This is a genomic window from Variovorax pasteuri, from assembly GCF_051216435.1.
GTDB lineage: Bacteria > Pseudomonadota > Gammaproteobacteria > Burkholderiales > Burkholderiaceae_C > Variovorax.
The window spans coordinates 138,591-159,379 of the sequence record NZ_JBPJZS010000002.1 but is presented as its reverse complement, the minus strand read 5'-3'; the positions used below and the strand labels follow the sequence as shown (position 1 = coordinate 159,379).

The window sequence follows — 20,789 nt, the reverse complement described above, 5'->3', positions numbered from 1 at the left end:
GCCGGCGCCTGTTTGCCGCCGGGCCCTCAAGTTTTCGGCCGAACTGCCGATATCCAGCCAAGGAGAGCGGCCGCCTTGGCCGCTTCCTTCAGATTCGATGCGCGCCGAGCGTGCCTCGGCGGCCGTCTTTCCATACCCCTTGAGTCCCGGAGTCCGATAATGTTCTTGAGCAACGTCTCAATTGGCAAGCGCCTAGCCATCGTGCTGGGCGCCATCCTGGCGCTTTTCCTGGCCACCAGCGTGGCCGCGGTGCTGAAGCTGCAGCAACTGAGCCAGGAGATCGACACGATGATCCAGGACAACGTGAAGACCGAGCGCGCCGGCTCCGACTGGCTGCGCCACACCACCTCGGGCGTGCAGCGCGCCGCGGCCATCGCCAAGAGCAGCGATTCGAGCCTGATCGACTACTTCGCGCCGGCCACGGCCAAGTCCATCAAGGACACCAACGAGCTGCAGAAATTCATCGAGGGCAAGCTGGTCAAGCCCGAAGAGAAGGCCTTGCTCGAAAAGGTGGGCAGCCTGCGCAAGGCCTACCTCGCCTCGCGCGAAGAAGTCAGCAAGCTCAAGCTGACGGGCGACCTGGCCGGTGCCAACCGCGCCTTCGACAACCAGTTCCAGCCCACGTCGGTCAGCTACATCGCCGGCGTGCAGCAGGTGGTGGACATGCAGCGCGAGCAGCTCGACGCGGCCGCCGCGCGCGCCAACGACCTGCGCGCGCAAACCAGCACGCTGCTGATCGTGTGCTCCGCCGTCAGCCTGGTGGCCGGTGCGCTGCTGGCCTGGATGCTGGCGCGCAGCATCGTGCTTCCGCTGCGCAGCGCCGAAACCATCGCCCAGTCGATCGCCGACATGGACCTGACCGGCGCCGCGCAATCCCGCTACGCAAAGGACGAAACCGGCCACCTGCTGCGCGCGCTCGACCTGATGCGCAGCGCCCTGCAGGGCTCGCTCTCGCAGGTGCACGGCGTGGTGATGAACGTGAGCACCGCCAGCACGCAGATCGCCACCGGCAACCAGGACCTGTCCTCGCGCACCGAAGAGCAGGCGAGCTCGCTGGAGCAGACGGCCGCCTCCATCGAGGAGCTGACCTCCACCGTCAAGCAGAACGCCGACAACGCGCGCCAGGCCAACCAGCTGGCCACCTCGGCCTCGGAAGTGGCCGTGCGCGGCGGCAGCGTCGTGTTCCAGGTGGTGGAGACGATGGGCTCGATCAATGCGTCGTCCAAGAAGATCGTGGACATCATCAGCGTGATCGACGGCATTGCCTTCCAGACCAACATCCTGGCGCTGAACGCCGCGGTGGAAGCGGCCCGCGCGGGCGACCAGGGGCGCGGCTTCGCCGTGGTGGCTTCCGAAGTGCGCAGCCTGGCGCAGCGCTCGGCCGCGGCCGCCAAGGAAATCAAGACGCTGATCGGCGACTCGGTGGAAAAGGTCGAGGAGGGCAGCCGCCAGGTGGCCGACGCCGGGCGCACCATGGAGGAGATCGTGGGCAGCGTGAAGCGGGTGACCGACATCATGGGCGAGATCAGCGCCGCCAGCCAGGAGCAGACCTCGGGCATCGAGCAGATCAACCAGGCCATCACGCAGATGGACCAGGCCACGCAGCAGAACGCCGCGCTGGTGGAAGAAGCCTCGGCCGCCGCGCAGTCGCTGCAGGAGCAGGCGGGCAGCCTGTCGCAGATCGTGGGTCAGTTCAAGCTGGAGCAGGGGCACAGCGCTCCCGCCCTGGGCCATGCCCCGCGCGCCTTCGCGTCGGACGCGCCGCGCGGCATCGGCATGCGCGAAGTCGCGTTCCAGTAAGGAAGAAAGGGCGAAGTGCCCGGGTGCCCGGGTGCCGCGCCGCCTCAGCGCAGCATCGACGACATCGCCGAGCAGCAGTTCAGCATGCGCACCGCCGCTTCCACCGTCTGGGCGGTGAAGCGCAGCGTGACGCCGTCCACGCGCTCGAACGCCGGCCACTGGCAGAACAGGTCGGCCAGCGCGGTCGACTGGGTGCGCAGCGTCACGGTCTGCGGGCCCGCAAGGACCAGCGGCTTGGCATTGGCATGCGCAGCCAAGGCTTCTTCCACGCCGGCACGGATGGCACGGCGCGACTGCTCGGGCGACAGCGAAACGCCGCTGCCGAAGCCCGTGGCCTTCTTGGTTTCCACGAAGGTCGCATGCGGAAAGAGCGGCCGGTTCTCGGCGATGAACACGTCGTCGCCGCTGCCCATGACCACCGGCACGCCGTACTCGCCGGCCAGCGCGCCGTAGAGCCCGGCCTCGCCCAGTTCCTGCCCGTTCAGCGCAATGCTCGCAAAGGCAAAGCTGTTGATGGTGTGCGCCAAAATGCCGCGGCCCTGTGCGCGCGAGTGGTAGCCCACCATGCAGACCGCGTCCACGCCTTCTTCCACGCCGGCCACCATGCTCAGGTAGCGCGGCTTGCCCTGCACCACGCGGGCGCGCGGGTCGAGCACATCGGGCGGCATGTTGCGAAAGCCCCCGTGCGAGTCGTTCACCAGCACCTCGGTGGCGCCCGCGTCGAAGGCGCCGGCGATCGCCGCGTTGGCTTCCTGCGTCATCAGCAGGCGCGCGCGCTCGAACTCGGGGTTGCCGGGGCGCACCTGCTCGGGGTGGTAGACGCCGGCGACGCCTTCGATGTCGGTGGAGATCAGGACTTTCATGGCGGTGCAGTCAGTGATGAGGTCAGCAAGAGAGTGAAGAGGGCGGCAGCAGCTCGGCCAGCGCGGCGCGGTGGTTGCCGTCGCGCCCCGTCACGGGCGTGGCGCGCCACAGCGCATGAAGAATCGCCTGCTCGGTGCTGTCGGCCGCGGCCTGGAACAGGCCGTCGAGCAGCGCGTCGTGCAGCATCGCCACGGCCGGCATCGCCCGTTCGACGCGGTCCGGCACGGTGTAGGCGGTGGAAAAGGCCAGCACGATGTCCCCGCTGCCATGGCCGAACACCGAGCCCGTGCGGGCCAGGCCAGCCCCCGCGCGCAGCGCCAGGCGGCGCAGCTGGCGCGCGTCAAGCGGTGCGTCGGTGGCCACCACGATGATGATCGAACCCTTCTCGGCTTCGTCCAGCGGTGCCGGCCGGCGCGCGGCCTGCAGTGCGGCGAGCCGCTCGCCCACCGCGTGGCCGGCGAGCAGCAGTTGCGGCTGCCGCCCGTAGTTCGCCAGCACCAGCGTGCCGACCGTGTGGCAGCCGCGCGCAGAACCCGGGTGACCGGGGCCGGTACTTCGCGACGACACGCGGCGGGATGCACTGCCGATGCCGCCCTTGAGCTGGAAGCTCGACATGCCGCGCCCCGCGCCGACCGAGCCTTGCGCAAAGTCGGCGCTGGCGCCTTGCAGCGCCTGCAGGTAGTCCGCCTCTTTCACGGCCAGCCGCTGGATGTCGTTGAGATAGCCGTCGTTGCACTCGAACACCAGCGGGTTCACCGTGGGCAGCGCGCGCCCGGTCTCGGGGTTGTTCGCCACGCACTCGCGGATCTGCGCCGTGGCCACCGTGCCCACCGAGAAGGTGTTGGTCAGCGCGATGGGCGTTTCCAGCACGCCCAGCTCTTCGAGCTGCACCAGCCCCACGCTCTTGCCGAAGCCGTTGAGCACCACGGCAGCGGCCGGCACCTTGTCGCGGAACGGGTCGCCGGCGTGCGGCCGGATCACCGTCACGCCCGTCTGCACGCCGCCGTCGTCCAGCGTCTGGTGGCCGACCGTGACGCCCGCCACGTCGGTGATCGCGTTGCGTTCGCCCTGGAGCAGGTGGCCGATGAAGGGAAGGTTGGCGTGCTGCGCGCTGGAAGACATGGGAGCCGGGAACCAGGAATTTACTGGCGGTCGATCTTCGGATCGAGCGCGTCGCGCAGTGCGTCGCCCAGCAGGTTGAAGGCGAGCACGGTGAAGAAGATGGCCAGGCTGGGGAACAGCGCCACGTGCGGCGAGGTCACCATGTCGGCGCGCGCTTCGCTGAGCATCGCACCCCACTCGGGCGTGGGCGCCTGCGCGCCCATGCCCAGGAACGACAGGCTGGCTGCCGTGATGATCGAGGTGCCCACGCGCATCGAGAAATACACCACGATCGACGAGATCGTGCCCGGCAGGATGTGCCGCACGATGATCGTCCAGTCCGACGCGCCGATGCTGCGCTCGGCCTCGATGTAGGTCTGCTGCTTGAGCACCAGGGTGTTGCCGCGCACCAGGCGCGCGAACGCCGGCACGCTGAACACCGACACCGCCACCACCACGTTGGTCATGCTGCTGCCCAGGATGGCCACCACGCCCAGCGCCAGCAAGATGCCGGGGAAGGCGAACAGCACGTCCGACACGCGCATCACGATGCGGTCCCACCAGCCTTCGTAGTAGCCCGCCAGCAGGCCGAAGGCCGTGCCGATGAAGCCGCCCACCAGCACCGACACAAAGCCCGCCATCAGCGAGATGCGCGCACCCGCCAGGATGCGGCTGAAGATGTCGCGGCCCAGCGGGTCCACGCCCATCCAGTGCGTGGCCGAGGGGCCGCTGTTGAGCATGTCGTAGTCGAAGAAGTTCTCCGGATCGAAGGGCACGATCCACGGCGAGAACACCGCGATGAACACCAGCAGCGCCACGAACAGCGCGGCCACGATGCCCACGGGCTGCTTCTTGAAGCGGCGCCAGCACTCCCCCCAGGGCGTGCGGACCTTGCCGGCGGTTTGGAGGGTGGCGACCGGGGAGGTCGGAAGAATGATGTCGGCAGGCGCGCCGGAAGCTTGCGTCATGTCGGCGTGCTCACTTGTAGCGAATGGTGGGGTTGATGTAGCCGTACAGCACATCGACGACCAGGTTGATCAAAATGAACTCCAGCGAGAACAGCAGCACCAGCGTCTGGATGACGGGGTAGTCGCGCATCTGCACCGCGTCCACCAGCAGGCGGCCCAGGCCGGGCCAGTTGAACACCGCCTCCACCAGGATGGAGCCGCCCAGCAGAAAGCCGAACTGCAGGCCCATCATCGTCACCACCGGAATCAGCGCGTTGCGCAGCGTGTGCTTGAAGATCACGCCGGACTCGTGCACGCCCTTGGCGCGCGCGGTGCGCACGAAGTCTTCCTGGATCACCTCGACGAACGAGGCGCGCGTGAAGCGCGCCATCACGGCCGCCACGGCCGCGCCCAGGGTGATCGAGGGCAGGATGTAGTGTTTCCAGGTGCTGGCGCCCACCGTGGGCAGCCAGCCGAGTTGCACCGAGAAGATCTGCATCAGCAGCATGCCGAGTGCAAATGCGGGAAAGGAGATGCCCGAGACCGCGAGCGTCATGCCCAGCCGGTCGGGCCATTTGTTGCGGTACACGGCAGAAACAATGCCGATGCCCATGCCGAAGATCACCGCCCACACCATGCTGGTGATGGTGAGCATCACCGTGGGAAAGAAGCGCTCGCCGATTTCCACCGACACCGGCCGCCGCGTGCGGATCGAGGTGCCGAAGTCGCCCTGCACCATGTGGGTGAAGAAGCTCACGAACTGCTGCGGCAGCGGCTTGTCGAGGCCCAGCTCCTGGCGAACCATGGCCACGGTCTGCTCGTCGGCGTCCTGGCCGGCGGCAAGGCGCGCCGGGTCGCCGGGAAGCATGTGGACGAACAGGAACACCAGCACCGCCACGATGAGCAGTGTCGGGATCAGGCCCAACAGTCGTTTGAGAAAGTAATTCAGCATGGGGTGCGGTTGTCGCGTACGGGCGGGGGCAACATGCCTCCGCCCGTCGGACAGTCAGTCAGGAAAACGAAAGGCCGGCTGTCGGTCAGTTCGACACCGCGATGGCGTCGATGTTGATGTTGCCGTCAGGCATCACGAACACGCCCGACAGGCGCTTGGAGTTCGCCGACAGGTTCTGCTCCGTCACCATCGGCACGCGCGGCAGGTCCTTGCGGATCTGCTCTTGCGCGGTCTTGTACAGCGCCACCTTCTCGGCTTCGTCGACCGTCACGAGTGCCTTGGCCAGTGCGTTGTCGACCACGTCGCTCTTGTAGAACGACATGTTGTTCAGCTTGGGCGCCCAGGCTTCCGAGGCGAACAGCGGGCGCAGGCCCCAGTCGGCTTCACCGGTCGACGACGACCAGCCCGTGTAGTACATGCGGACCTTGGCCGTCTTCGGATCGGGCCATGCATCGACCTGCTCGGTGCGCTGGCCCACTTCGAGGGCCTGCACCTGCAGCTTGATGCCCACTTGCGCGAGCTGCTGCTGCACGAACTGAATGGTCTTCTGGCTGGTCGTGTTGTTGTAGGCGCTCCACAGCACCGACTCGAAGCCGTTGGGGTAGCCGGCTTCCGTCAGCAGTTCCTTGGCCTTCTTCACGTCGTAGGGAATGGGGGCCATCTTCTCGGCGTACTTCACGCCCTGGGGCAGCACGCCCTGTGCGGGGAAGGCATAGCCGCCGAAAGCGACCTTGGCCAGCGCTTCCTTGTTGATGGCGTAGCCGATGGCCTCGCGCACCTTCGGGTTGTCATAGGGCTTCACGAGCATGTTGAATGCCAGGAAGCGCGTGATGATCGACGGCGTGGCCACCACTTCGAGCTTGTCGCTCTTCTTCAGCAGGTCGGCCTGCTCGTAGGGAATGGGGAACGCGAAGTCGGCTTCGCCGGTCTGCAGCATGGCCGCGCGCGTGTTGTTCTCGAGCACCGGCTTCCACGACACCGTGTCGACCTTGGGGAAGCCCTTCTTCCAGTAGCCGTCGAACTTCTTGGCCTTGACCGCTTCGGTCTGCTTCCATTCGACGAATTCGAACGGGCCCGTGCCCACGGGGTGGAACGCGATGTCCTTGTTGCCCCACTTCTTCAGCGCGGTGGGCGAGATCATGGCGGCCGAGGCGTGGGCCAGCGAGTTGATGAAGGGGCCGAAGGGCTCCTTCAGCGTGATGCGCACGGTGGTGGCGTTCACCGCCTCGACCTTGCTCACGCGGTTGAACTGGTTGTAGCGCAGCAGCTTGTTGTCCTGGTTGAGCACGCGCTCGAGCACGAACTTCACCGCTTCGGCATTGAAGTCGGTGCCGTCGTGGAACTTCACGCCGCTGCGCAGCTTGATGGTGTAGACCAGGCCGTCCTTGGACACGTCGTAGCTCTCGGCGAGCACGTTCTGCACCTTCAGGTCCTTGTCGAACTGGAACAGGCCTTCATAGAAGGTCTTGGTCACGGCCGTGGTGATGGTGGTGTTGGTGTTGTACGGGTCCAGCGTTTCCGGCTGGTAGCCGATCGACAGCACCACGTCTTTGGCGGCCAGTGCCGTGCCCGAAGCGGCCAACGCGGCCAGGCCCAGCAGTGCGGATGCCCATCGCAAGGAGGAAGAAGATTGCTTCATGGAAAGAACTCCAGTCGGTTCGAGTAAAAAAACAGGACAGGCCTGCGGGTGTAAAAAATCAGAAAGCCCCGCCGACGGCGTGGCGTGCAACGAAATGGCCGGGTGCCACCTGCACCAGCGGCGGCACGACGGGCTCGTCGCCCACCGCGCGAATGGGGCTGGGAATTTCGCCTTCGAGCAGCGCGCGCGGCTTGTGGCGGCGCGACGGGTCGGCCACCGGCACCGCGGCCATCAGCTTGCGCGTGTAGGCGTGCTGCGGGTCTTCGAACACCGCGCGGCGCGGGCCGATTTCCACGATCTGGCCCAGGTACATCACGGCCACGCGGTGGCTGATGCGCTCGACCACGGCCATGTCGTGCGAGATGAACAAAAAGGCCACGCCCAGTTCGCGCTGCAGGTCGAGCATCAGGTTGACGATCTGCGCCTGAATGGAAACGTCCAGCGCCGACACCGATTCGTCGGCCACCACCACCTTGGGGTTGAGCGCCAGGGCGCGCGCAATGGCAATGCGCTGGCGCTGGCCGCCCGAGAACTCGTGCGGGTAGCGCTGCGCCACCTCGGGCGGCAGGCCGACCTTGCGCAGCAGCCAGTCGACGCGCTGCTGCGCCTCGGCGCCCTTGGCGATGTTGTGGATCAGCAGCGGCTCCATGATCGAGAAGCCCACCGTCACGCGCGGGTCCAGCGAGGCGAACGGGTCCTGGAAGATGAACTGGATGTTGCGGCGCAGCGCCTGCAGCTCGCGCGTGGGCAGCTCGCGGATGTTCTGGCCGCCGAACTCGATGGCGCCGCTCTGGCTCTCGACCAGGCGCAGCAGCGAGCGGCCGGTGGTCGACTTGCCGCAGCCCGATTCGCCCACCAGCGCCAGCGTTTCGCCGGGGTAGAGGTCGAAGCTGATCTTTTCGACCGCATGCACGCGGCGCTTCACGCGCCCGAAGATGCCGCTGCGCACGTCGAAGCGCGTGACCAGGTCGCGCACGCGCAGGATCGGGCCCGCGCCTTCGCGCACCGTGTCTTGCGGCGTGGCGGCCTCGGCTGGCGTGGTGTCGGCCGAATCCTCGGTGCGCAGCAGCTCGAACTTGGCCGGCAGGTCTGTGCCCTGCATGGCGCCCAGCTTGGGCACCGCCGACAGCAGCGCGCGGGTGTAGGGGTGCTGCGGCGCGGCGAACACGGTGTCGGAGCTGCCGGCTTCGACCTTGTCGCCGCGGTACATCACCAGCACGCGGTCGGCAATTTCGGCGACCACGCCCATGTCATGCGTGATGAAGAGCACGCCCATGCGCATTTCCTTCTGCAGCTCGCGAATGAGCTGGAGGATCTGCGCCTGGATGGTCACGTCCAGCGCCGTGGTGGGCTCGTCGGCAATCAACAGCTGCGGCTTGCACGACAGCGCCATGGCGATCATCACGCGCTGGCGCATGCCGCCCGACAGCTGGTGCGGAAAGCGGTCGAGCACGTTGCGCGCTTCGGGAATGCGCACCAGGTCCAGCATGCGCAGGGCTTCGGCGCGCGCGGCCGAATTGCTCTTGTCCTGGTGGATGCGGATGGCCTCGGCAATCTGGTCGCCGGCGGTGAACACCGGGTTCAGCGATGTCATCGGCTCCTGGAAGATCATGGCGATGTCCGCGCCGCGGATGCCGCGCATCGTCTGGTCGCGCGCCTGCGCCAGGTCGAGCACTTCGCCGTTGCGGCGGCGAAACGCCATGCGGCCGTCGAGGATGCGGCCGCCGCCGTGCTCCACCAGCCGCATCAGCGCCAGCGAAGTGACCGACTTGCCCGAGCCCGATTCGCCCACCACCGCGAGCGTTTCGCCGTGGTCGATGTGGAAGGACAGCTTTTTCACGGCATCGACCGTGCGCTCGGAGGTCGAGAAGCGAACGGTGAGGTCGTCGACGGCGAGAACGCGGCCGTCCGGCAGGGCAAGGGAAGGGGTGGACGTGGGAATGCGAGAGAAAAGGGGAACGCGCGGCGTCAGGCTGTCAGGCAAAGATGGCCGTGTGCGGCGCTTCGGTGCCGCGCGCGTGGCCGCGGTACATGCCTTCGGTGTTGAAGGCCAGGCTCAGGTTGCCGTGGCGGTCCACGGCAATCAGCCCGCCGGTGCCGCCCAGGGCGGGCAGCGATTGCTGCACCACCGCGTGCGTGGCCGCTGCCAGCGTGGCGCCGCCGTAGGCCATGCGGGCGCAGATGTCGTAGGCGGCCGCCACGCGGATGAACATCTCGCCGCTGCCGGTGCACGACACGGCGGCGGTGCGGTCGTCTGCATAGGTGCCGGCGCCGATCAGCGGCGAATCGCCGATGCGCCCGACGCGCTTGTTGGTCATGCCGCCGGTGGAGGTGGCGGCGGCCAGGTGGCCGTGCATGTCGAGCGCGACGGCGCCGACGGTGCCGAACTTCTTGTCTTCGTCGAGCGGCGTGGCCGGCTTCGCCGCCATCGACGCGCCTTCGTGGTCGGTCACCACGCGGCCCGTGTCGCGCACGCGAAAGAGTTGCTCGCGGCGCGCCTCGGTGGAAAAGAACGAGGGCTCGACCATCTCCAGCCCGTGTTCGCGCGCGAAGGCCTCGGCGCCCGCGCCGGCCAGCAGCACGTGGGCACCGTCTTCGAGCACGGCGCGCGCGGCGCGCACCGGGCGGCGGATGTGGCACACCCCGGCAATGGCGCCGGCGGCGAGCGTGGCGCCGTCCATCACGGCGGCGTCCAGCTCATGGGTTTCGTCGTGCGTGAACACCGAGCCGTGGCCGGCGTTGAAGAGCGGGCACTCTTCGAGCAACTCGACCGCGAGGCAGGTGGCGTCGAGCGCGGAGGCGCCTTTGAGCAGCGCGGCTTGCGCGGCGGCCACGATGTTCTTGAGCGCGTCGTGGTAGGCCTGGGCTTGCGCTGCGCTGGTCGTGGCGGCGCTGATGGTGCCGGCGCCGCCGTGGATGGCGATGACGGGCGTGGTGTTCTTCATCGGGTAGCTTTCTTTTTCTTCTTGCCGGCGCCGTTCAGGGCGGCGGCATTGGATGTTCCGGAGGTGCGTGCGGCGATGCCGTCAATGCGTGGCAGGCCGTTTGCGCCGTGCAGCCACGGCCGCAGCACCTGCAGCGTGCGGCGTGCGGACTGCACCGGGTCGGACGCCTGCAACGCCACGGCGCTGGTCAGCGCCTCGACCAGCGCGAGCACGCTGGTCTCGCAATTGGGGCGGTAGTTGGTTTCCGTCTGGCAGTAAAGCGCGATGTCGGCGAGCGGCGCCATTGGGGAGGTCGGCCTGTCCGTGAGCGCGATCACGCCGCAGCCTTGCTCTCGCGCGATCTGCGCAAGCAGCACGGTGTCGGTGAGGTAGCGCGGAAAGGTCAGGCCGATGAACACGTCCTTCGGGCCGGCATGCATGAGCGAGCGGGCTGCATGCGTGACGCCACTCACGCCCGGCAGCAGGCGCACGTCGCTGCAGCTGCTGTCCAGCCCGTGCTGCAAGAGTCCCGCAAGCCAGCCGCTCGCGCCGAAGCCCGCGATGTAGACCGAGCGCGCCTTGCCGATGCGCTCCACTGCGGCCTCGCAGGCGGCGTAGTCGAGCGACTGGCGCGTGGCTTCGATGTTGCGGCGGCTCTCGTCCAGCGCAGTGGCGAACACCTCGGCCACCGTGGTCGGGTGCTCCAGGTTGCCGCGCAGGCGCTCCACCGGGGCGACCAGCGATTCGAAGCCGCGCACGAGCTCGGCGCGGAAGGTGGCATAGCCGTCGAAGTCCAGCGCGCGGGCGAACCGGTTGGCCGTGGCGACAGAGACGCCCGCCGCGGTCGCGAGCTCGTCGATCGGCAGCGTGGCGACCTGCAGCGGATGCTCCAGCACGTAGTCGGCCACCTGCCGGTGCGAACGCGTCAGCCGCGGCAACGCCTGCGCGATGCGCTGGGCCACGGTGGTGCCTGGGGTGTCGACGGTAGTGCTCATGAAGGGTGCGGAGTGCCCGAAAGTGTGCGTTTTTTGAAAACCAGTTTACAAATATAAGTCAGATAAGAAAATTTTCGGTCATTTTTGGTGGGGTGTGCAAGGAATGGGCCAGCGCGGCGGGGGGCTTGAAAGACGAGGAGGGGCGTCGTTTCCCTCGGAGGCGGGTGCGCCGAGGTGCTTCAAGGAAAGGCATCTAGGGATTTCCCTGATGTTGCTGCTTCGTCGGAATCATGGACACACGAGAGCGGCGTGCCGGCAAGGACCGTGAGGCAGTTGATGCCATCTCTCAGATCGTCGAGGAGGAGCAGTGCCACGACCAGTCTGCGTCGCATGTGCGCGCGGACCATGTGTGGACGAAGGTGCTGGGGCCTGTGGTTGCGGCGTCGACGGAGTCTGTGATCTGGCTGGGAATGCGGCTTTGAAAGCGCCGCTGCCGGATCGCCACTGAACCTCTTCAAATCGGCCAGTCCGCTCTTGTCAGGCAGGTAGACTGCCGACCGCACGCCGAGGTTGGCGTGCACGAGATTGGCGTCTCGAAGCACCTCTGCGTTCCTTATGGAGGCCATTCATGGTCCGGTCTGCTAGCTCGTGCACGTCATCTTCTGCGTCTTCTTCTTGCCCCGACACGAATCCCGAGTCGCTCGCCATTCAAGCTTGCGACGACACCGGTCACCTGCGTGAGGTGCTGTGCGCCTACACATGCCTCGAGAGGCTCATCGAGCCGCTCGAGCTGGATGACTCGGAGCTGCTGGCTCCAACGCGTACTGAACTGGGTGCGTTGATTCGCCTGGTCAACGAGGAAATGCAGCGCCGGATCGATTCGATAGACACCACGCTCCAATCCATGCGCTCGGCGCTGACCGAAGACGCTGCTGTGCAGAGCCCCTGAGCGCTGGCCTCGCTCGCGCCATCGCGATGCGTTCAAGACGCATCGCGAGCACAGGTGCCGGCCGGTGTGTCGCTTCGGTCAAGCGGCGCTTTTGCCCGCGCGCGCACCGATCGACCAGCACGCGGCGCTAAGGCGCACTTCGTCGCCGTGCACGAACGGATCGAACGCCGCGCGAACCGTGCCGATGACCTGCGCGCGCGTGCGTTCGTCCGCGTCCCGAAGCTTCATCCCGACCGGGCCGAGCCGGCTCAGGTAGCCCAGCAGGTCCTTCTCGGGCAGCGTGCAGGGCACGTCGATCGGCTTGATGTCGATGTTGTGCCAGCCGCTTTGCTGAAGGATGCCGTGCACATGCTGCCGCTCGGCAAACGCGAACTGCCCCGGCGCGCCGGGCTGGCGCGCGGGCAGGTCCAGCAGCGGCGCGGCGGCGCGCTCGGCGGTCGTCATGAACGGGTTCTCGGCGGCGCTTCGCCAGGCGATGAACTTCATCGATGCGTGGTCGGTGGCGGCGCGCCGCAGGTTCGAGAACGCGCGCACCGGGTCGTCGAAGAACATCACGCCGAAGCGCGACACCAGCATGTCGAATGCGCCCGCCTCGAAAGCGTGGCTCTGCACGTCGGCGCAGACGAATGTCGTTGGGGTGCCTTGCCGTTCGGCGCGCGCGCGGGCCGTGGCGATCATGGGTTGCGAGAGGTCGATGCCCGTGATGTGGCCCTCGGCGCTTTGCGAGCGCGCCGAACGCGAGATGGCGAGCGTGGTGCCGCCCGTGCCGCAGCCGACGTCGAGCACGCGCTGCGCGCCGGTGTCCGCGACCGCTTCGACCAACAGGTCTTCGAAGGGCTGGAAGAGGTGGTCGAGCGTCGCCTGCATGTCGACCCAGGTGTGTCCGGAGGGGCCGTTCCAGAGTCTGGCCTGCTCGTGGCCGGATGGCTGCGGGGTGGTCATGTTCGTTTCCTTTTTTTTGGCTTGCCTTGCGAAGGCGGAAACCGCACTATGCAAACTCAAGTCGACTTGAGGTCAAGAGGGTGATGCACTTGGATATCAGCGAGGTGGCACAGCGCTCGGGCGTGCCGGCCTCCACATTGCGGTTTTACGACGAGAAGGGGCTGATCGTCTCGACCGGCCGGCGCGGGCTGCGCCGCCTGTTCGACGCGGGCGTGCTGGAGCGGCTGGCGTTGATTGCGCTGGGCCGAACGGCGGGCTTCTCGCTGGAGGAGATCGCGCGCATGTTCGGCGCCGATGGCCAGCCGCGCATCGACCGGCTGATGCTCACGGCCAAGGCGGACGAACTCGACAGGACGATCCGCAACCTGAGCGTGATGCGCGACGGCCTGCGGCATGCCGCCGTGTGTTCAGCGCCGAGCCACATGGAATGCCCGAAGTTCAGGCGCATCCTGCGGGCGGCGGAGGCGGGCGCGAAAGTCAGCCAGCAGAAGAACAAGAAGGTGCCAAAGGCTCCGCGAGCAAGGAACGCCGAAACCTGAGCACGCCCCCCAAAAAATATCGCTACCGAACCGCCGCCTTCTCCATGAACACGCTGAACGGATCCGGCCCGTACCCCCCGAAAGGCCCGCGGCGCTCGTACCCGGATCGCGCATAGAAGGAAAGCGCCTCGGGCTGGCTGGGGCCCGTCTCCAGCATGAACGTCGTGCAGCCTTCAGCTGCGGCTTGCGCTTCAAGAAACTTCAGCAGCTTCGCGGCAACGCCTTGCCCCCGGTTCTCGGGCCGCACGAACATGCGCTTGAGTTCGCCGAACTCGGGGCCAACGACGATCGCGCCGCAGCCGATGGCCTTGCCTTCTTCATCGCGCGCGACAGCGAACAGCACGTTCGCGGCGGACAGCGCCGCGATGTCGATGCCGTAGTGGCTCTCCGGCGGGTACAGCGGTTTTTGGTACGCATCAAGGTCGTCGATGAGCTGGATGACGTCGGGCTGGTCGGGGCTTTCAAGAGAGATCTGCATCCGTCGATGTTACTTAGCCGAACTCCGCAAAGCCCACCCGGTCACAGGGTTCAATGCTTCGCCCAACAATGGCCTTCAACGGCAGGCCGGTCGGCCTGCCGGTTTCATGAATCCGCATGCGCGAAGGAGTACCACTTTGGAATACCGTCATCTGGGCAAATCGGGCCTCAAGGTCCCCGTGTTGAGCTTTGGCACCGGCACCTTCGGCGGCAAGGGCGAGTTCTTCAGCGCGTGGGGCAGCACCGACGTGGCCGAGGCGCGCAAGCTCATCGACATCTGCCTCGATGCGGGCGTGAACATGTTCGACAGCGCCGACATCTATTCGGCCGGCTCGGCCGAGTCGGTGCTCGGCGAGGCCATCAAGGGCCGGCCGCGCGACCAGCTGCTGATCTCCACCAAGGCCACCTTCCGCAGCGGCAAGGGCGCGAACGACGTGGGCTCTTCGCGCCATCACCTCGTGCGCGCTGTCGACGGTGCGTTGAAGCGCCTGGGCACCGACTACATCGACCTGTTCCAGCTGCACGGCTTCGACGCCAGCACGCCGGTGGAAGAAACGCTCTCCACGCTCGACGACCTGGTGCGCGCGGGCAAGCTGCGCTACATCGGCGTGTCGAACTTCTCGGGCTGGCACCTGATGAAGTCGCTGGCCGTGTCCGAGCGCTATGGCTATTCGCGCTACGTGGCGCACCAGGCGTACTACTCGCTGGTGGGCCGCGACTACGAATGGGAGCTGATGCCGCTCGCGCAGGACCAGGGCGTGGGTGCCGTGGTGTGGAGCCCGCTGGGCTGGGGCCGCCTCACGGGCAAGATCCGCCGCGGCCAGCCGCTGCCCGCCAACAGCCGCCTGCACGTGACGGCCGACATGGGCCCGCCGGTGCCCGACGAGCTGCTGTACCGCGTGGTCGATGCACTGGAAAAGGTCGGCGCCGAAGTCGGCAAGACGGTGCCGCAAGTGGCGCTGAACTGGTTGCTGCAGCGCCCGACGGTGTCCAGCGTGGTGGTGGGCGCGCGCGACGAGGCGCAACTGCGGCAGAACCTGGGCGCAGTGGGCTGGAACCTCACGCCCGCGCAGGTCGCCGAACTGGACGCGGCCAGCGCGACGCCGCGAACCTATCCTTGCTGGCACCAGCAGGGATTTCTGGAGCGCAACCCGAACCCGGTCTGAGCCTGTTCAGGCAGGTCTGGCTGGTGTCAGGCCCAGCACCCACTGCTTGAAGTGCTCCAGTGCTCCGGAGGCCGGCCGGCCTTCGGGGTACGCGAAGTAGTAGCCCTGGCGCACGTCCAGGTGCCGGTCCACCGGAATCACGAGCTCGCCGGTGCGCAGTTCGTGCTCGACCAGAATGCGCGGCGCCAGCCCCACGCCCATGCCGGCGGCCGTGGCCGCCACCACCATGGTGAAGAGCTCGTAGCGCGGCCCGCGCGAGGCGTGCACCGTGTACTCCCATTCCTGCTGCGCGTACCAGTCGCGCCATGCGTGGGCGCGCGTGCTCAGGTGCACATGGCGGCAGCGCTCGAAGCCGGCCTCGTCCCACGGCCCGTGCGCGTCGCGAAACGCGGGGCTGCAGATGGGCACCATCTCGCCTTCGGAAAAGATCAGCCCGCCGCGCGTATTCGGCCAGAACTGGTCGCCGAAGTAGATGGCCGCGTCGTACGCGTTCTCCTGGAACGAGAAGGGCTGCGAGCGCGCCGACAGGTTCACCGTGATGTTCGGGTGCAACCGGCTGAAGTCGGGCAGACGTGGAATGAGCCATTGCGTGGCGAAGGTCGGCACCACGGCCAGCTCCAGCACGAAACCCATCTCGTGGCCGGCGCTGATCTCCAGCGTGTCGCGGCGGATCTGGTCGAGGTGGTGGCGGATGCGCGCCGCATATTCGCGGCCCACGTCGGTGAGCGTCAGGCGCCGGCGCACGCGCGAGAACAGCGGCACGCCCAGGCGCTGTTCGAGCATGGCGACCTGGCGGCCGACGGCGCTTTGCGTGAGCGCCAGTTCGGTGGCCGCGCGGGTAAAGCTCCCCAGCCGCGCCGAGGCCTCGAAGGCCTGCAGCGCGCCCAGGTTGGGAATGTCTTTTCTCATCGGCGCTATTCTGGGGGCGGGCAGCAACGAAAGGCATTTCATGCGTCGTGTGGTGATCATCGGGGGCGGGGCCATCGGCTCGGCCATCGCGTATTTCCTGACTGCGGACCCGAAGGGCGAGGCCTTCGACGTCACGGTGGTGGAGCGCGATTTTTCTTACACGCAGGCGTCCTCCGCGCTGTCGGCCAGCTCCATCCGGCAGCAGTTCTCCACGGCCATCAACATCGAGATGTCGCTGTACGGCATCGCGTTTTTCCGCTCGCTGGGCGAGACCTTGCGTGTGGGGGGCAACGTGCCCGACATCGGCCTGGTCGAGCCCGGCTACCTCTACCTGGCCTCGCCGGGCGGCGTCGAGGTGCTGCGCGAGAACCACGCGATGCAGAAGGCGCACGCGGTGGATGTGGCGCTGATGACGCCCGCTGAACTGAAGGCGCGATTTCCGTGGATGTCCACGCAGGGCGTGGCGCTGGCATCGCTGGGCCTGTCGGGCGAGGGCTGGTACGACGGCTACAGCCTGCTGCAGGCCTTTCGCAAGAAGGCCGCGTCGCAGGGCGTGCGCTATGTGCAGGCGCACGCGACCGGGCTGCAGCGCAACGGTCGCAGCGTGACCGGCGTGCAGCTCGGCAACGGCGAGGCGCTGCAGGCCGACGTCGTCGTCAATGCCGCAGGTGCCTGGGCGGCCAAAGTCGCAGGGTGGGCTGGCATCGACCTGCCGGTGCGTGGCCGTCGTCGCAGCGTGTTCAGCTTTTCATGCCCGCACACCTTGCCCGGGTGCCCCCTGGTCATCGACACGTCGGGGATCTGGCTGCGCCCCGAAGGCCGCCAGTTCATCTGCGGCTTCGCGCCGCCCGAAGACCAGGACCCCGACGACATGCCATTGGACGTGGAGTACGACGCCTTCGACGGCTTCATCTGGTCCGCGCTGGCGGAGCGCGTGCCGGCCTTCGAGGCCATCCGCATGACGGGCGCCTGGGCCGGCTACTACGAGATGAATGTGTTCGACCACAACGCGATCCTCGGGCTGCACCCGAGCTGCGACAACCTGTACTTCGCGAACGGCTTCTCGGGCCATGGGCTGCAGCAATGTCCGGCCGCGGGGCGAGGGGTGGCGGAGCTGATCCGCTTCGGTGCTTACCGCAGCCTCGATCTGTCCGCGCTGTCTTTCATGCGCGTCCTGCAGAACACGCCGATGCTCGAAAAGAACGTGATCTAGCGGCTCCACCGCGCCTGCGACCGAGTTGCGTCGCACGAGCGGATGTCCTCTCCCGAAAACAAGGCCGGCGCTGCATTCACGCCGGCGGCGTTGCGCTGCCTGACGCAAGAAGACCAAGGGTTAATACCTAAATGGGAACAAACAAAAGGTCCTACATTCGCTAAAAATGTACTTTGATATAAAAGTACAAAATAACCAAAATGCCCCTCGCGCATTGCGAGGTGCGCAGCTCGAGCCAGTGCTTTCTTTCCTCAACTTCAAGGAGTGAACATGACCAAGGAAATCTTCGTAACGTTCGGGGTCGACGTGGACGCCGTCGGCGGCTGGCTCGGCTCGTATGGGGGCGAGGATTCGCCCGACGACATCTCGCGCGGCATGTTCGCGGGCGAGGTGGGCTCGCCGCGCCTCCTGAAGATGTTCAAGAAGTACGGCCTGACCACCACGTGGTTCGTGCCCGGGCACTCGGCCGAGACCTTTCCGGACCAGATGAAGGCCGTGGTCGACGCGGGCCATGAACTGGGCATTCACGGCTACAGCCACGAGAACCCGATCGCGATGACGCCCGAGCAGGAAGAGGCCGTGCTCGACAAGAGCATCGACGTCATCACCCGGCTCGCGGGCAGGGCGCCGACCGGCTACGTGGCGCCGTGGTGGGAGTTCAGCCCCATCACCAACGAGCTGCTCATCAAGAAGGGCATCAAGTACGACCACAGCCTGATGCACAACGACTTCCACCCGTACTACGTGCGCGTGGGCGACAAGTGGACCCGCATCGACTACAGCAAGCACCCGGACGCCTGGATGAAACCGCTCGAGCGCGGCACCGAAACCTCGCTGGTCGAGATCCCGGCCAACTGGTACCTGGACGACCTGCCGCCGATGATGTTCATCAAGAAGTCGCCCAACAGCCACGGCTTCGTGAACCCGCGCGACATCGAGCAGATGTGGCGCGACCAGTTCGACTGGGTCTACCGCGAGCACGACTACGCGGTGTTCCCGATCACGATCCATCCCGATGTGTCCGGCAGGCCGCAGGTGCTGCTGATGCTCGAACGGCTGATCGAGCATTTCAAGGCCCACGACGGCGTGCGCTTCATGACCTGCGACCAGATCGCGGACGACTTCCTGCGCCGCAGTCCGCGCGGCTGAGTCAGCGGCATTGCATCGCACCCCCTACAGAAAGCGAACGACAGCCATGAACGCCTCTACGCCTCCTCATGCCGCAGCAGCCGCCGCCCAGGCCGCAGCCGCCACCGCCTGGACGCCGCCCGTCGTCACCAAGCAGCAGGTCAACTACGCCACCTGGGTCTGCTTCTTCGCCTGGGTCTTTGCCGTCTACGACTTCATTCTCTTCGGCACCTTGCTGCCGAGGCTCGGCGACCATTTCAAGTGGACCGCGGACCAGCAGACCAACCTCAACACCTGGGTCACGCTGGGCACGGTCATCGTCGCCTTCGGCATCGGCCCCATTGCCGACAGGCTGGGCCGGCGCAAGGGCATCATCATTGCCGTCGCCGGCGCGGCCCTGTGCTCAGGGCTGACGGCGTTTGCGGGCTGGGTGATCGGCGTGTCGGCCGGGGTGGGCTTCGTGCTGCTGATCCTGGTGCGCTCGCTGGCCGGCCTGGGCTACGCCGAGCAGAGCATCAACGCCACCTATCTCAGCGAACTGTTCTCCCTGGTGCACACCGACCCGGCCGCGACGAAGCGGCGCGGCTTCATCTACTCGCTGGTGCAGGGCGGGTGGCCTGTGGGCGCGGTGCTCACCGCCGTGCTGGTGGCGGCGCTCTACCCGTTGGGCGAGCGCTGGTTCGGCACGGGCGGCGGCTGGGCGCTGTCCTTCGTGTTCGCGATGTTTCCCGCCGTCGTGATCGCGATCCTCGGGCGCAAACTGGTCGAGACGCCGCAGTTCCTGACCGGCAAGCGCATTGCTCAGTTGCAGCAGAGCGGACGCACGGGCGAGGCGCAACGGCTCGCGCAGGCGCAAGGCATCGACCTGGCTGCGCGGCACCACACGGGCATCTCCGCGATGTTCAAGGGTGTCTCGCTGCGGCCGACGCTGTCGCTGGCGCTGGCCTTCTTTCTCAACTGGTTCGCCATCGTGATCTTCGCCGTGCTGGGCACATCGGTGCTCGGCGGTTCGGGCGGCACGCCGGGCAAGGGAATCGATTTTTCCAACGCCTTGCAGGTGCTGATCCTGTCCAACCTGGCCGGCTTCCTCGGCTACATGTTCCACGGCTGGCTGGGTGACCGCATCGGCCGCCGCACCGCCGTCGCCATCGGCTGGGTTCTTGGCGGGATGGCGTTCTACATGATGCTGCAGGCGCCGCAGGGCGATTTCTGGCGCATCGTGCCGCTGTACTCGCTGGGCCTGTTCTTCCTGATCGGGCCGTATGCGGCCGTGCTGTTCCTGGTCGGCGAGAGTTTTCCGAGCCACATTCGCGCGACTGCCGGGTCGTTCGTCAATGCGATGGGGCAGGTGGGCGCCATCGCGGCCGGCTTCGGCGTGACGTACACGCTGTCGCATGGTGCCGACTGGGTGCAGGCCGCGGTCTACTGGGGTGCGGTGCCCTGCATCATTTCCGGTGTGGTGATGATGCTGGTGCCGCACGTCGATCCGAAGTCCGTCAAGTAGGGAGCGCGCTACATGACTTCATCGACAGCAGGGGCGGGCAGGGTGGCGCTGGTCACCGGCGCCGCCAGCGGTATCGGACAGGCACTGGCGGTGGCTTACGCGCAGGTGGGCGTGGCGGTGGTGGGCGGCTATTTTCCGGGCGATCCGCACGACCCGGCGCAGACGGAGCGCCTGGTCGCCGAGGCCGGCGGCCGCTGCGCCATGGTGGCCGTCGACGTGGGCGACACCGAGCAGGTCGAGCGCTTCGCACAAGTCGCGGTAGAGCGCTTCGGGCGCATCGACCATGCCGTGGCCAACGCCGGCTTGCTGCGCCAGTCGGCGCTCACGGCCATGAGCGACGCGCAATGGATGGACGTGATCAACGTCGACCTGAGCGGCGTCATGCGCACCTTTCGCGCCGCCGCGCGCCACATGAGCGATGGCGGCTCGATGGTCGCGGTGTCGTCGATTGCCGGCGGCGTGTACGGGTGGGAGAACCATGTGCACTACTCGGCCGCGAAGTCGGGCGTCACCGGCATGTGCCGCGCGGTGGCCATGGAACTGTCGCCTCGGGGCATCCGCTGCAACTGCGTGATCCCCGGGCTGATCGAGACGCCGCAATCGCTGGACCCCGTCAACTCGCTGGGGCCCGAGGGGTTGAAGCAGGCGGCCACCGGCATTCCGCTCGGACGGGTCGGCAAGGCGCGCGAAGTGGCGGCGCTGATCCGCTTTCTGACCGGCGACGATGCGTCCTACATCACCGGCCAATCGGTGATCGCCGACGGCGGCCTGACCGTGCGCTGGCCCGGCTGAAACCCGAG

At 67.1% G+C, this 20,789-nt stretch carries 19 protein-coding genes; 8 read left to right on the top strand and 11 right to left on the bottom strand.

Annotated elements, in window-relative coordinates; all coding sequences use genetic code 11:
- The first annotated feature begins 159 nt into the window (after positions 1-159).
- Positions 160-1,800 (top strand): methyl-accepting chemotaxis protein, encoded by a 1,641-nt coding sequence (locus ACSFBM_RS07800; protein ID WP_435483857.1) that lies wholly within the window; start codon positions 160-162, stop codon positions 1,798-1,800.
- A 44-nt stretch (positions 1,801-1,844) separates the two neighbouring features.
- On the opposite strand, the gene ACSFBM_RS07795 is transcribed toward ACSFBM_RS07800, so the two are convergent.
- The 8 genes from ACSFBM_RS07795 to ACSFBM_RS07760 all read right to left on the bottom strand — a co-directional run bounded on the left by ACSFBM_RS07795 (position 1,845) and on the right by ACSFBM_RS07760 (position 11,222).
- Complete coding sequence (locus ACSFBM_RS07795) at positions 1,845-2,663, bottom strand: M55 family metallopeptidase (protein WP_435483856.1); 819 nt, start codon at positions 2,661-2,663, stop codon at positions 1,845-1,847.
- A 22-nt stretch (positions 2,664-2,685) separates the two neighbouring features.
- Positions 2,686-3,786, bottom strand: coding sequence for a P1 family peptidase (locus ACSFBM_RS07790; protein WP_435483855.1), 1,101 nt, complete (start codon positions 3,784-3,786; stop codon positions 2,686-2,688).
- Between the two features lie 20 nt (positions 3,787-3,806).
- The gene (gsiD, locus tag ACSFBM_RS07785; RefSeq protein ID WP_435483854.1) at positions 3,807-4,733 is read right to left on the bottom strand and encodes a glutathione ABC transporter permease GsiD; all 927 of its coding nucleotides are present in this window, start codon (positions 4,731-4,733) and stop codon (positions 3,807-3,809) included.
- 10 nt (positions 4,734-4,743) lie between these two features.
- Positions 4,744-5,664, bottom strand: a complete 921-nt coding sequence (gene gsiC, locus ACSFBM_RS07780; protein WP_435438186.1) for a glutathione ABC transporter permease GsiC — start codon at positions 5,662-5,664, stop codon at positions 4,744-4,746.
- Positions 5,665-5,749: 85 nt separating this feature from the next.
- A complete protein-coding gene (gene gsiB, locus ACSFBM_RS07775) occupies positions 5,750-7,303 on the bottom strand; it encodes a glutathione ABC transporter substrate-binding protein GsiB (protein ID WP_435438187.1) in 1,554 nt (517 codons plus the stop codon).
- 58 nt (positions 7,304-7,361) lie between these two features.
- The gene (locus ACSFBM_RS07770; RefSeq protein WP_435484777.1) at positions 7,362-9,245 is read right to left on the bottom strand and encodes a dipeptide ABC transporter ATP-binding protein; all 1,884 of its coding nucleotides are present in this window, start codon (positions 9,243-9,245) and stop codon (positions 7,362-7,364) included.
- A gap of 34 nt (positions 9,246-9,279) precedes the next feature.
- On the bottom strand, positions 9,280-10,248 hold the full coding sequence (locus tag ACSFBM_RS07765; protein ID WP_435483853.1) for an isoaspartyl peptidase/L-asparaginase family protein: 969 nt from the start codon (positions 10,246-10,248) through the stop codon (positions 9,280-9,282).
- Positions 10,245-11,222, bottom strand: a complete 978-nt coding sequence (locus ACSFBM_RS07760) for a MurR/RpiR family transcriptional regulator (protein WP_435483852.1) — start codon at positions 11,220-11,222, stop codon at positions 10,245-10,247. Before ACSFBM_RS07760 ends, ACSFBM_RS07765 begins: the two co-directional genes overlap by 4 nt.
- 568 nt (positions 11,223-11,790) lie before the next feature.
- Here ACSFBM_RS07760 and ACSFBM_RS07755 point away from each other — a divergent pair.
- Entirely contained in the window at positions 11,791-12,111 is a 321-nt protein-coding gene (locus ACSFBM_RS07755) for a hypothetical protein (RefSeq protein WP_435483851.1), read from the top strand.
- Between the two features lie 78 nt (positions 12,112-12,189).
- Here the strand turns inward: ACSFBM_RS07755 and ACSFBM_RS07750 are convergent, their stop codons facing one another.
- Positions 12,190-13,053, bottom strand: a complete 864-nt coding sequence (locus ACSFBM_RS07750; RefSeq protein ID WP_435483850.1) for a class I SAM-dependent methyltransferase — start codon at positions 13,051-13,053, stop codon at positions 12,190-12,192.
- An 80-nt stretch (positions 13,054-13,133) separates the two neighbouring features.
- On the opposite strand from ACSFBM_RS07750, the gene ACSFBM_RS07745 reads away from it, so the two are divergent.
- Positions 13,134-13,592 (top strand): helix-turn-helix domain-containing protein, encoded by a 459-nt coding sequence (locus ACSFBM_RS07745; protein ID WP_435483849.1) that lies wholly within the window; start codon positions 13,134-13,136, stop codon positions 13,590-13,592.
- Positions 13,593-13,614: 22 nt separating this feature from the next.
- Here the strand turns inward: ACSFBM_RS07745 and ACSFBM_RS07740 are convergent, their stop codons facing one another.
- The gene (locus ACSFBM_RS07740; protein WP_435483848.1) at positions 13,615-14,070 is read right to left on the bottom strand and encodes a GNAT family N-acetyltransferase; all 456 of its coding nucleotides are present in this window, start codon (positions 14,068-14,070) and stop codon (positions 13,615-13,617) included.
- A gap of 136 nt (positions 14,071-14,206) precedes the next feature.
- Here ACSFBM_RS07740 and ACSFBM_RS07735 point away from each other — a divergent pair, with 136 nt between their 5' ends.
- Positions 14,207-15,235, top strand: a complete 1,029-nt coding sequence (locus ACSFBM_RS07735; RefSeq protein WP_435483847.1) for an aldo/keto reductase — start codon at positions 14,207-14,209, stop codon at positions 15,233-15,235.
- Positions 15,236-15,241: 6 nt separating this feature from the next.
- Here the strand turns inward: ACSFBM_RS07735 and ACSFBM_RS07730 are convergent, their stop codons facing one another.
- A complete protein-coding gene (locus ACSFBM_RS07730) occupies positions 15,242-16,144 on the bottom strand; it encodes a LysR substrate-binding domain-containing protein (protein ID WP_435438195.1) in 903 nt (300 codons plus the stop codon).
- A gap of 40 nt (positions 16,145-16,184) precedes the next feature.
- Here ACSFBM_RS07730 and ACSFBM_RS07725 point away from each other — a divergent pair, with 40 nt between their 5' ends.
- From ACSFBM_RS07725 to ACSFBM_RS07710, 4 genes are all read left to right on the top strand, one after another.
- Positions 16,185-17,357, top strand: a complete 1,173-nt coding sequence (locus ACSFBM_RS07725) for an NAD(P)/FAD-dependent oxidoreductase (protein WP_435483846.1) — start codon at positions 16,185-16,187, stop codon at positions 17,355-17,357.
- A gap of 270 nt (positions 17,358-17,627) precedes the next feature.
- Complete coding sequence (locus tag ACSFBM_RS07720; RefSeq protein ID WP_409168473.1) at positions 17,628-18,506, top strand: polysaccharide deacetylase family protein; 879 nt, start codon at positions 17,628-17,630, stop codon at positions 18,504-18,506.
- Positions 18,507-18,552: 46 nt separating this feature from the next.
- A complete protein-coding gene (locus tag ACSFBM_RS07715; RefSeq protein WP_435483845.1) occupies positions 18,553-19,989 on the top strand; it encodes an MFS transporter in 1,437 nt (478 codons plus the stop codon).
- Positions 19,990-20,001: 12 nt separating this feature from the next.
- Complete coding sequence (locus ACSFBM_RS07710) at positions 20,002-20,781, top strand: SDR family NAD(P)-dependent oxidoreductase (protein ID WP_435483844.1); 780 nt, start codon at positions 20,002-20,004, stop codon at positions 20,779-20,781.
- Positions 20,782-20,789 lie beyond the last annotated feature (8 nt).

Bases quoted from the DNA above. Each gene is read 5' to 3' on its own strand.
- ACSFBM_RS07800 (WP_435483857.1), top strand. From the start codon at position 160: ATGTTCTTGAGCAACGTCTCAATTGGCAAGCGCCTAGCCATCGTGCTG.
- ACSFBM_RS07795 (WP_435483856.1), bottom strand. From the start codon at position 2,663: ATGAAAGTCCTGATCTCCACCGACATCGAAGGCGTCGCCGGCGTCTAC.
- ACSFBM_RS07790 (WP_435483855.1), bottom strand. From the start codon at position 3,786: ATGTCTTCCAGCGCGCAGCACGCCAACCTTCCCTTCATCGGCCACCTG.
- gsiD (WP_435483854.1), bottom strand. From the start codon at position 4,733: ATGACGCAAGCTTCCGGCGCGCCTGCCGACATCATTCTTCCGACCTCC.
- gsiC (WP_435438186.1), bottom strand. From the start codon at position 5,664: ATGCTGAATTACTTTCTCAAACGACTGTTGGGCCTGATCCCGACACTG.
- gsiB (WP_435438187.1), bottom strand. From the start codon at position 7,303: ATGAAGCAATCTTCTTCCTCCTTGCGATGGGCATCCGCACTGCTGGGC.
- ACSFBM_RS07765 (WP_435483853.1), bottom strand. From the start codon at position 10,248: ATGAAGAACACCACGCCCGTCATCGCCATCCACGGCGGCGCCGGCACC.
- ACSFBM_RS07760 (WP_435483852.1), bottom strand. From the start codon at position 11,222: ATGAGCACTACCGTCGACACCCCAGGCACCACCGTGGCCCAGCGCATC.
- ACSFBM_RS07755 (WP_435483851.1), top strand. From the start codon at position 11,791: ATGGTCCGGTCTGCTAGCTCGTGCACGTCATCTTCTGCGTCTTCTTCT.
- ACSFBM_RS07750 (WP_435483850.1), bottom strand. From the start codon at position 13,053: ATGACCACCCCGCAGCCATCCGGCCACGAGCAGGCCAGACTCTGGAAC.
- ACSFBM_RS07740 (WP_435483848.1), bottom strand. From the start codon at position 14,070: ATGCAGATCTCTCTTGAAAGCCCCGACCAGCCCGACGTCATCCAGCTC.
- ACSFBM_RS07730 (WP_435438195.1), bottom strand. From the start codon at position 16,144: ATGAGAAAAGACATTCCCAACCTGGGCGCGCTGCAGGCCTTCGAGGCC.
- ACSFBM_RS07725 (WP_435483846.1), top strand. From the start codon at position 16,185: ATGCGTCGTGTGGTGATCATCGGGGGCGGGGCCATCGGCTCGGCCATC.
- ACSFBM_RS07720 (WP_409168473.1), top strand. From the start codon at position 17,628: ATGACCAAGGAAATCTTCGTAACGTTCGGGGTCGACGTGGACGCCGTC.
- ACSFBM_RS07715 (WP_435483845.1), top strand. From the start codon at position 18,553: ATGAACGCCTCTACGCCTCCTCATGCCGCAGCAGCCGCCGCCCAGGCC.
- ACSFBM_RS07710 (WP_435483844.1), top strand. From the start codon at position 20,002: ATGACTTCATCGACAGCAGGGGCGGGCAGGGTGGCGCTGGTCACCGGC.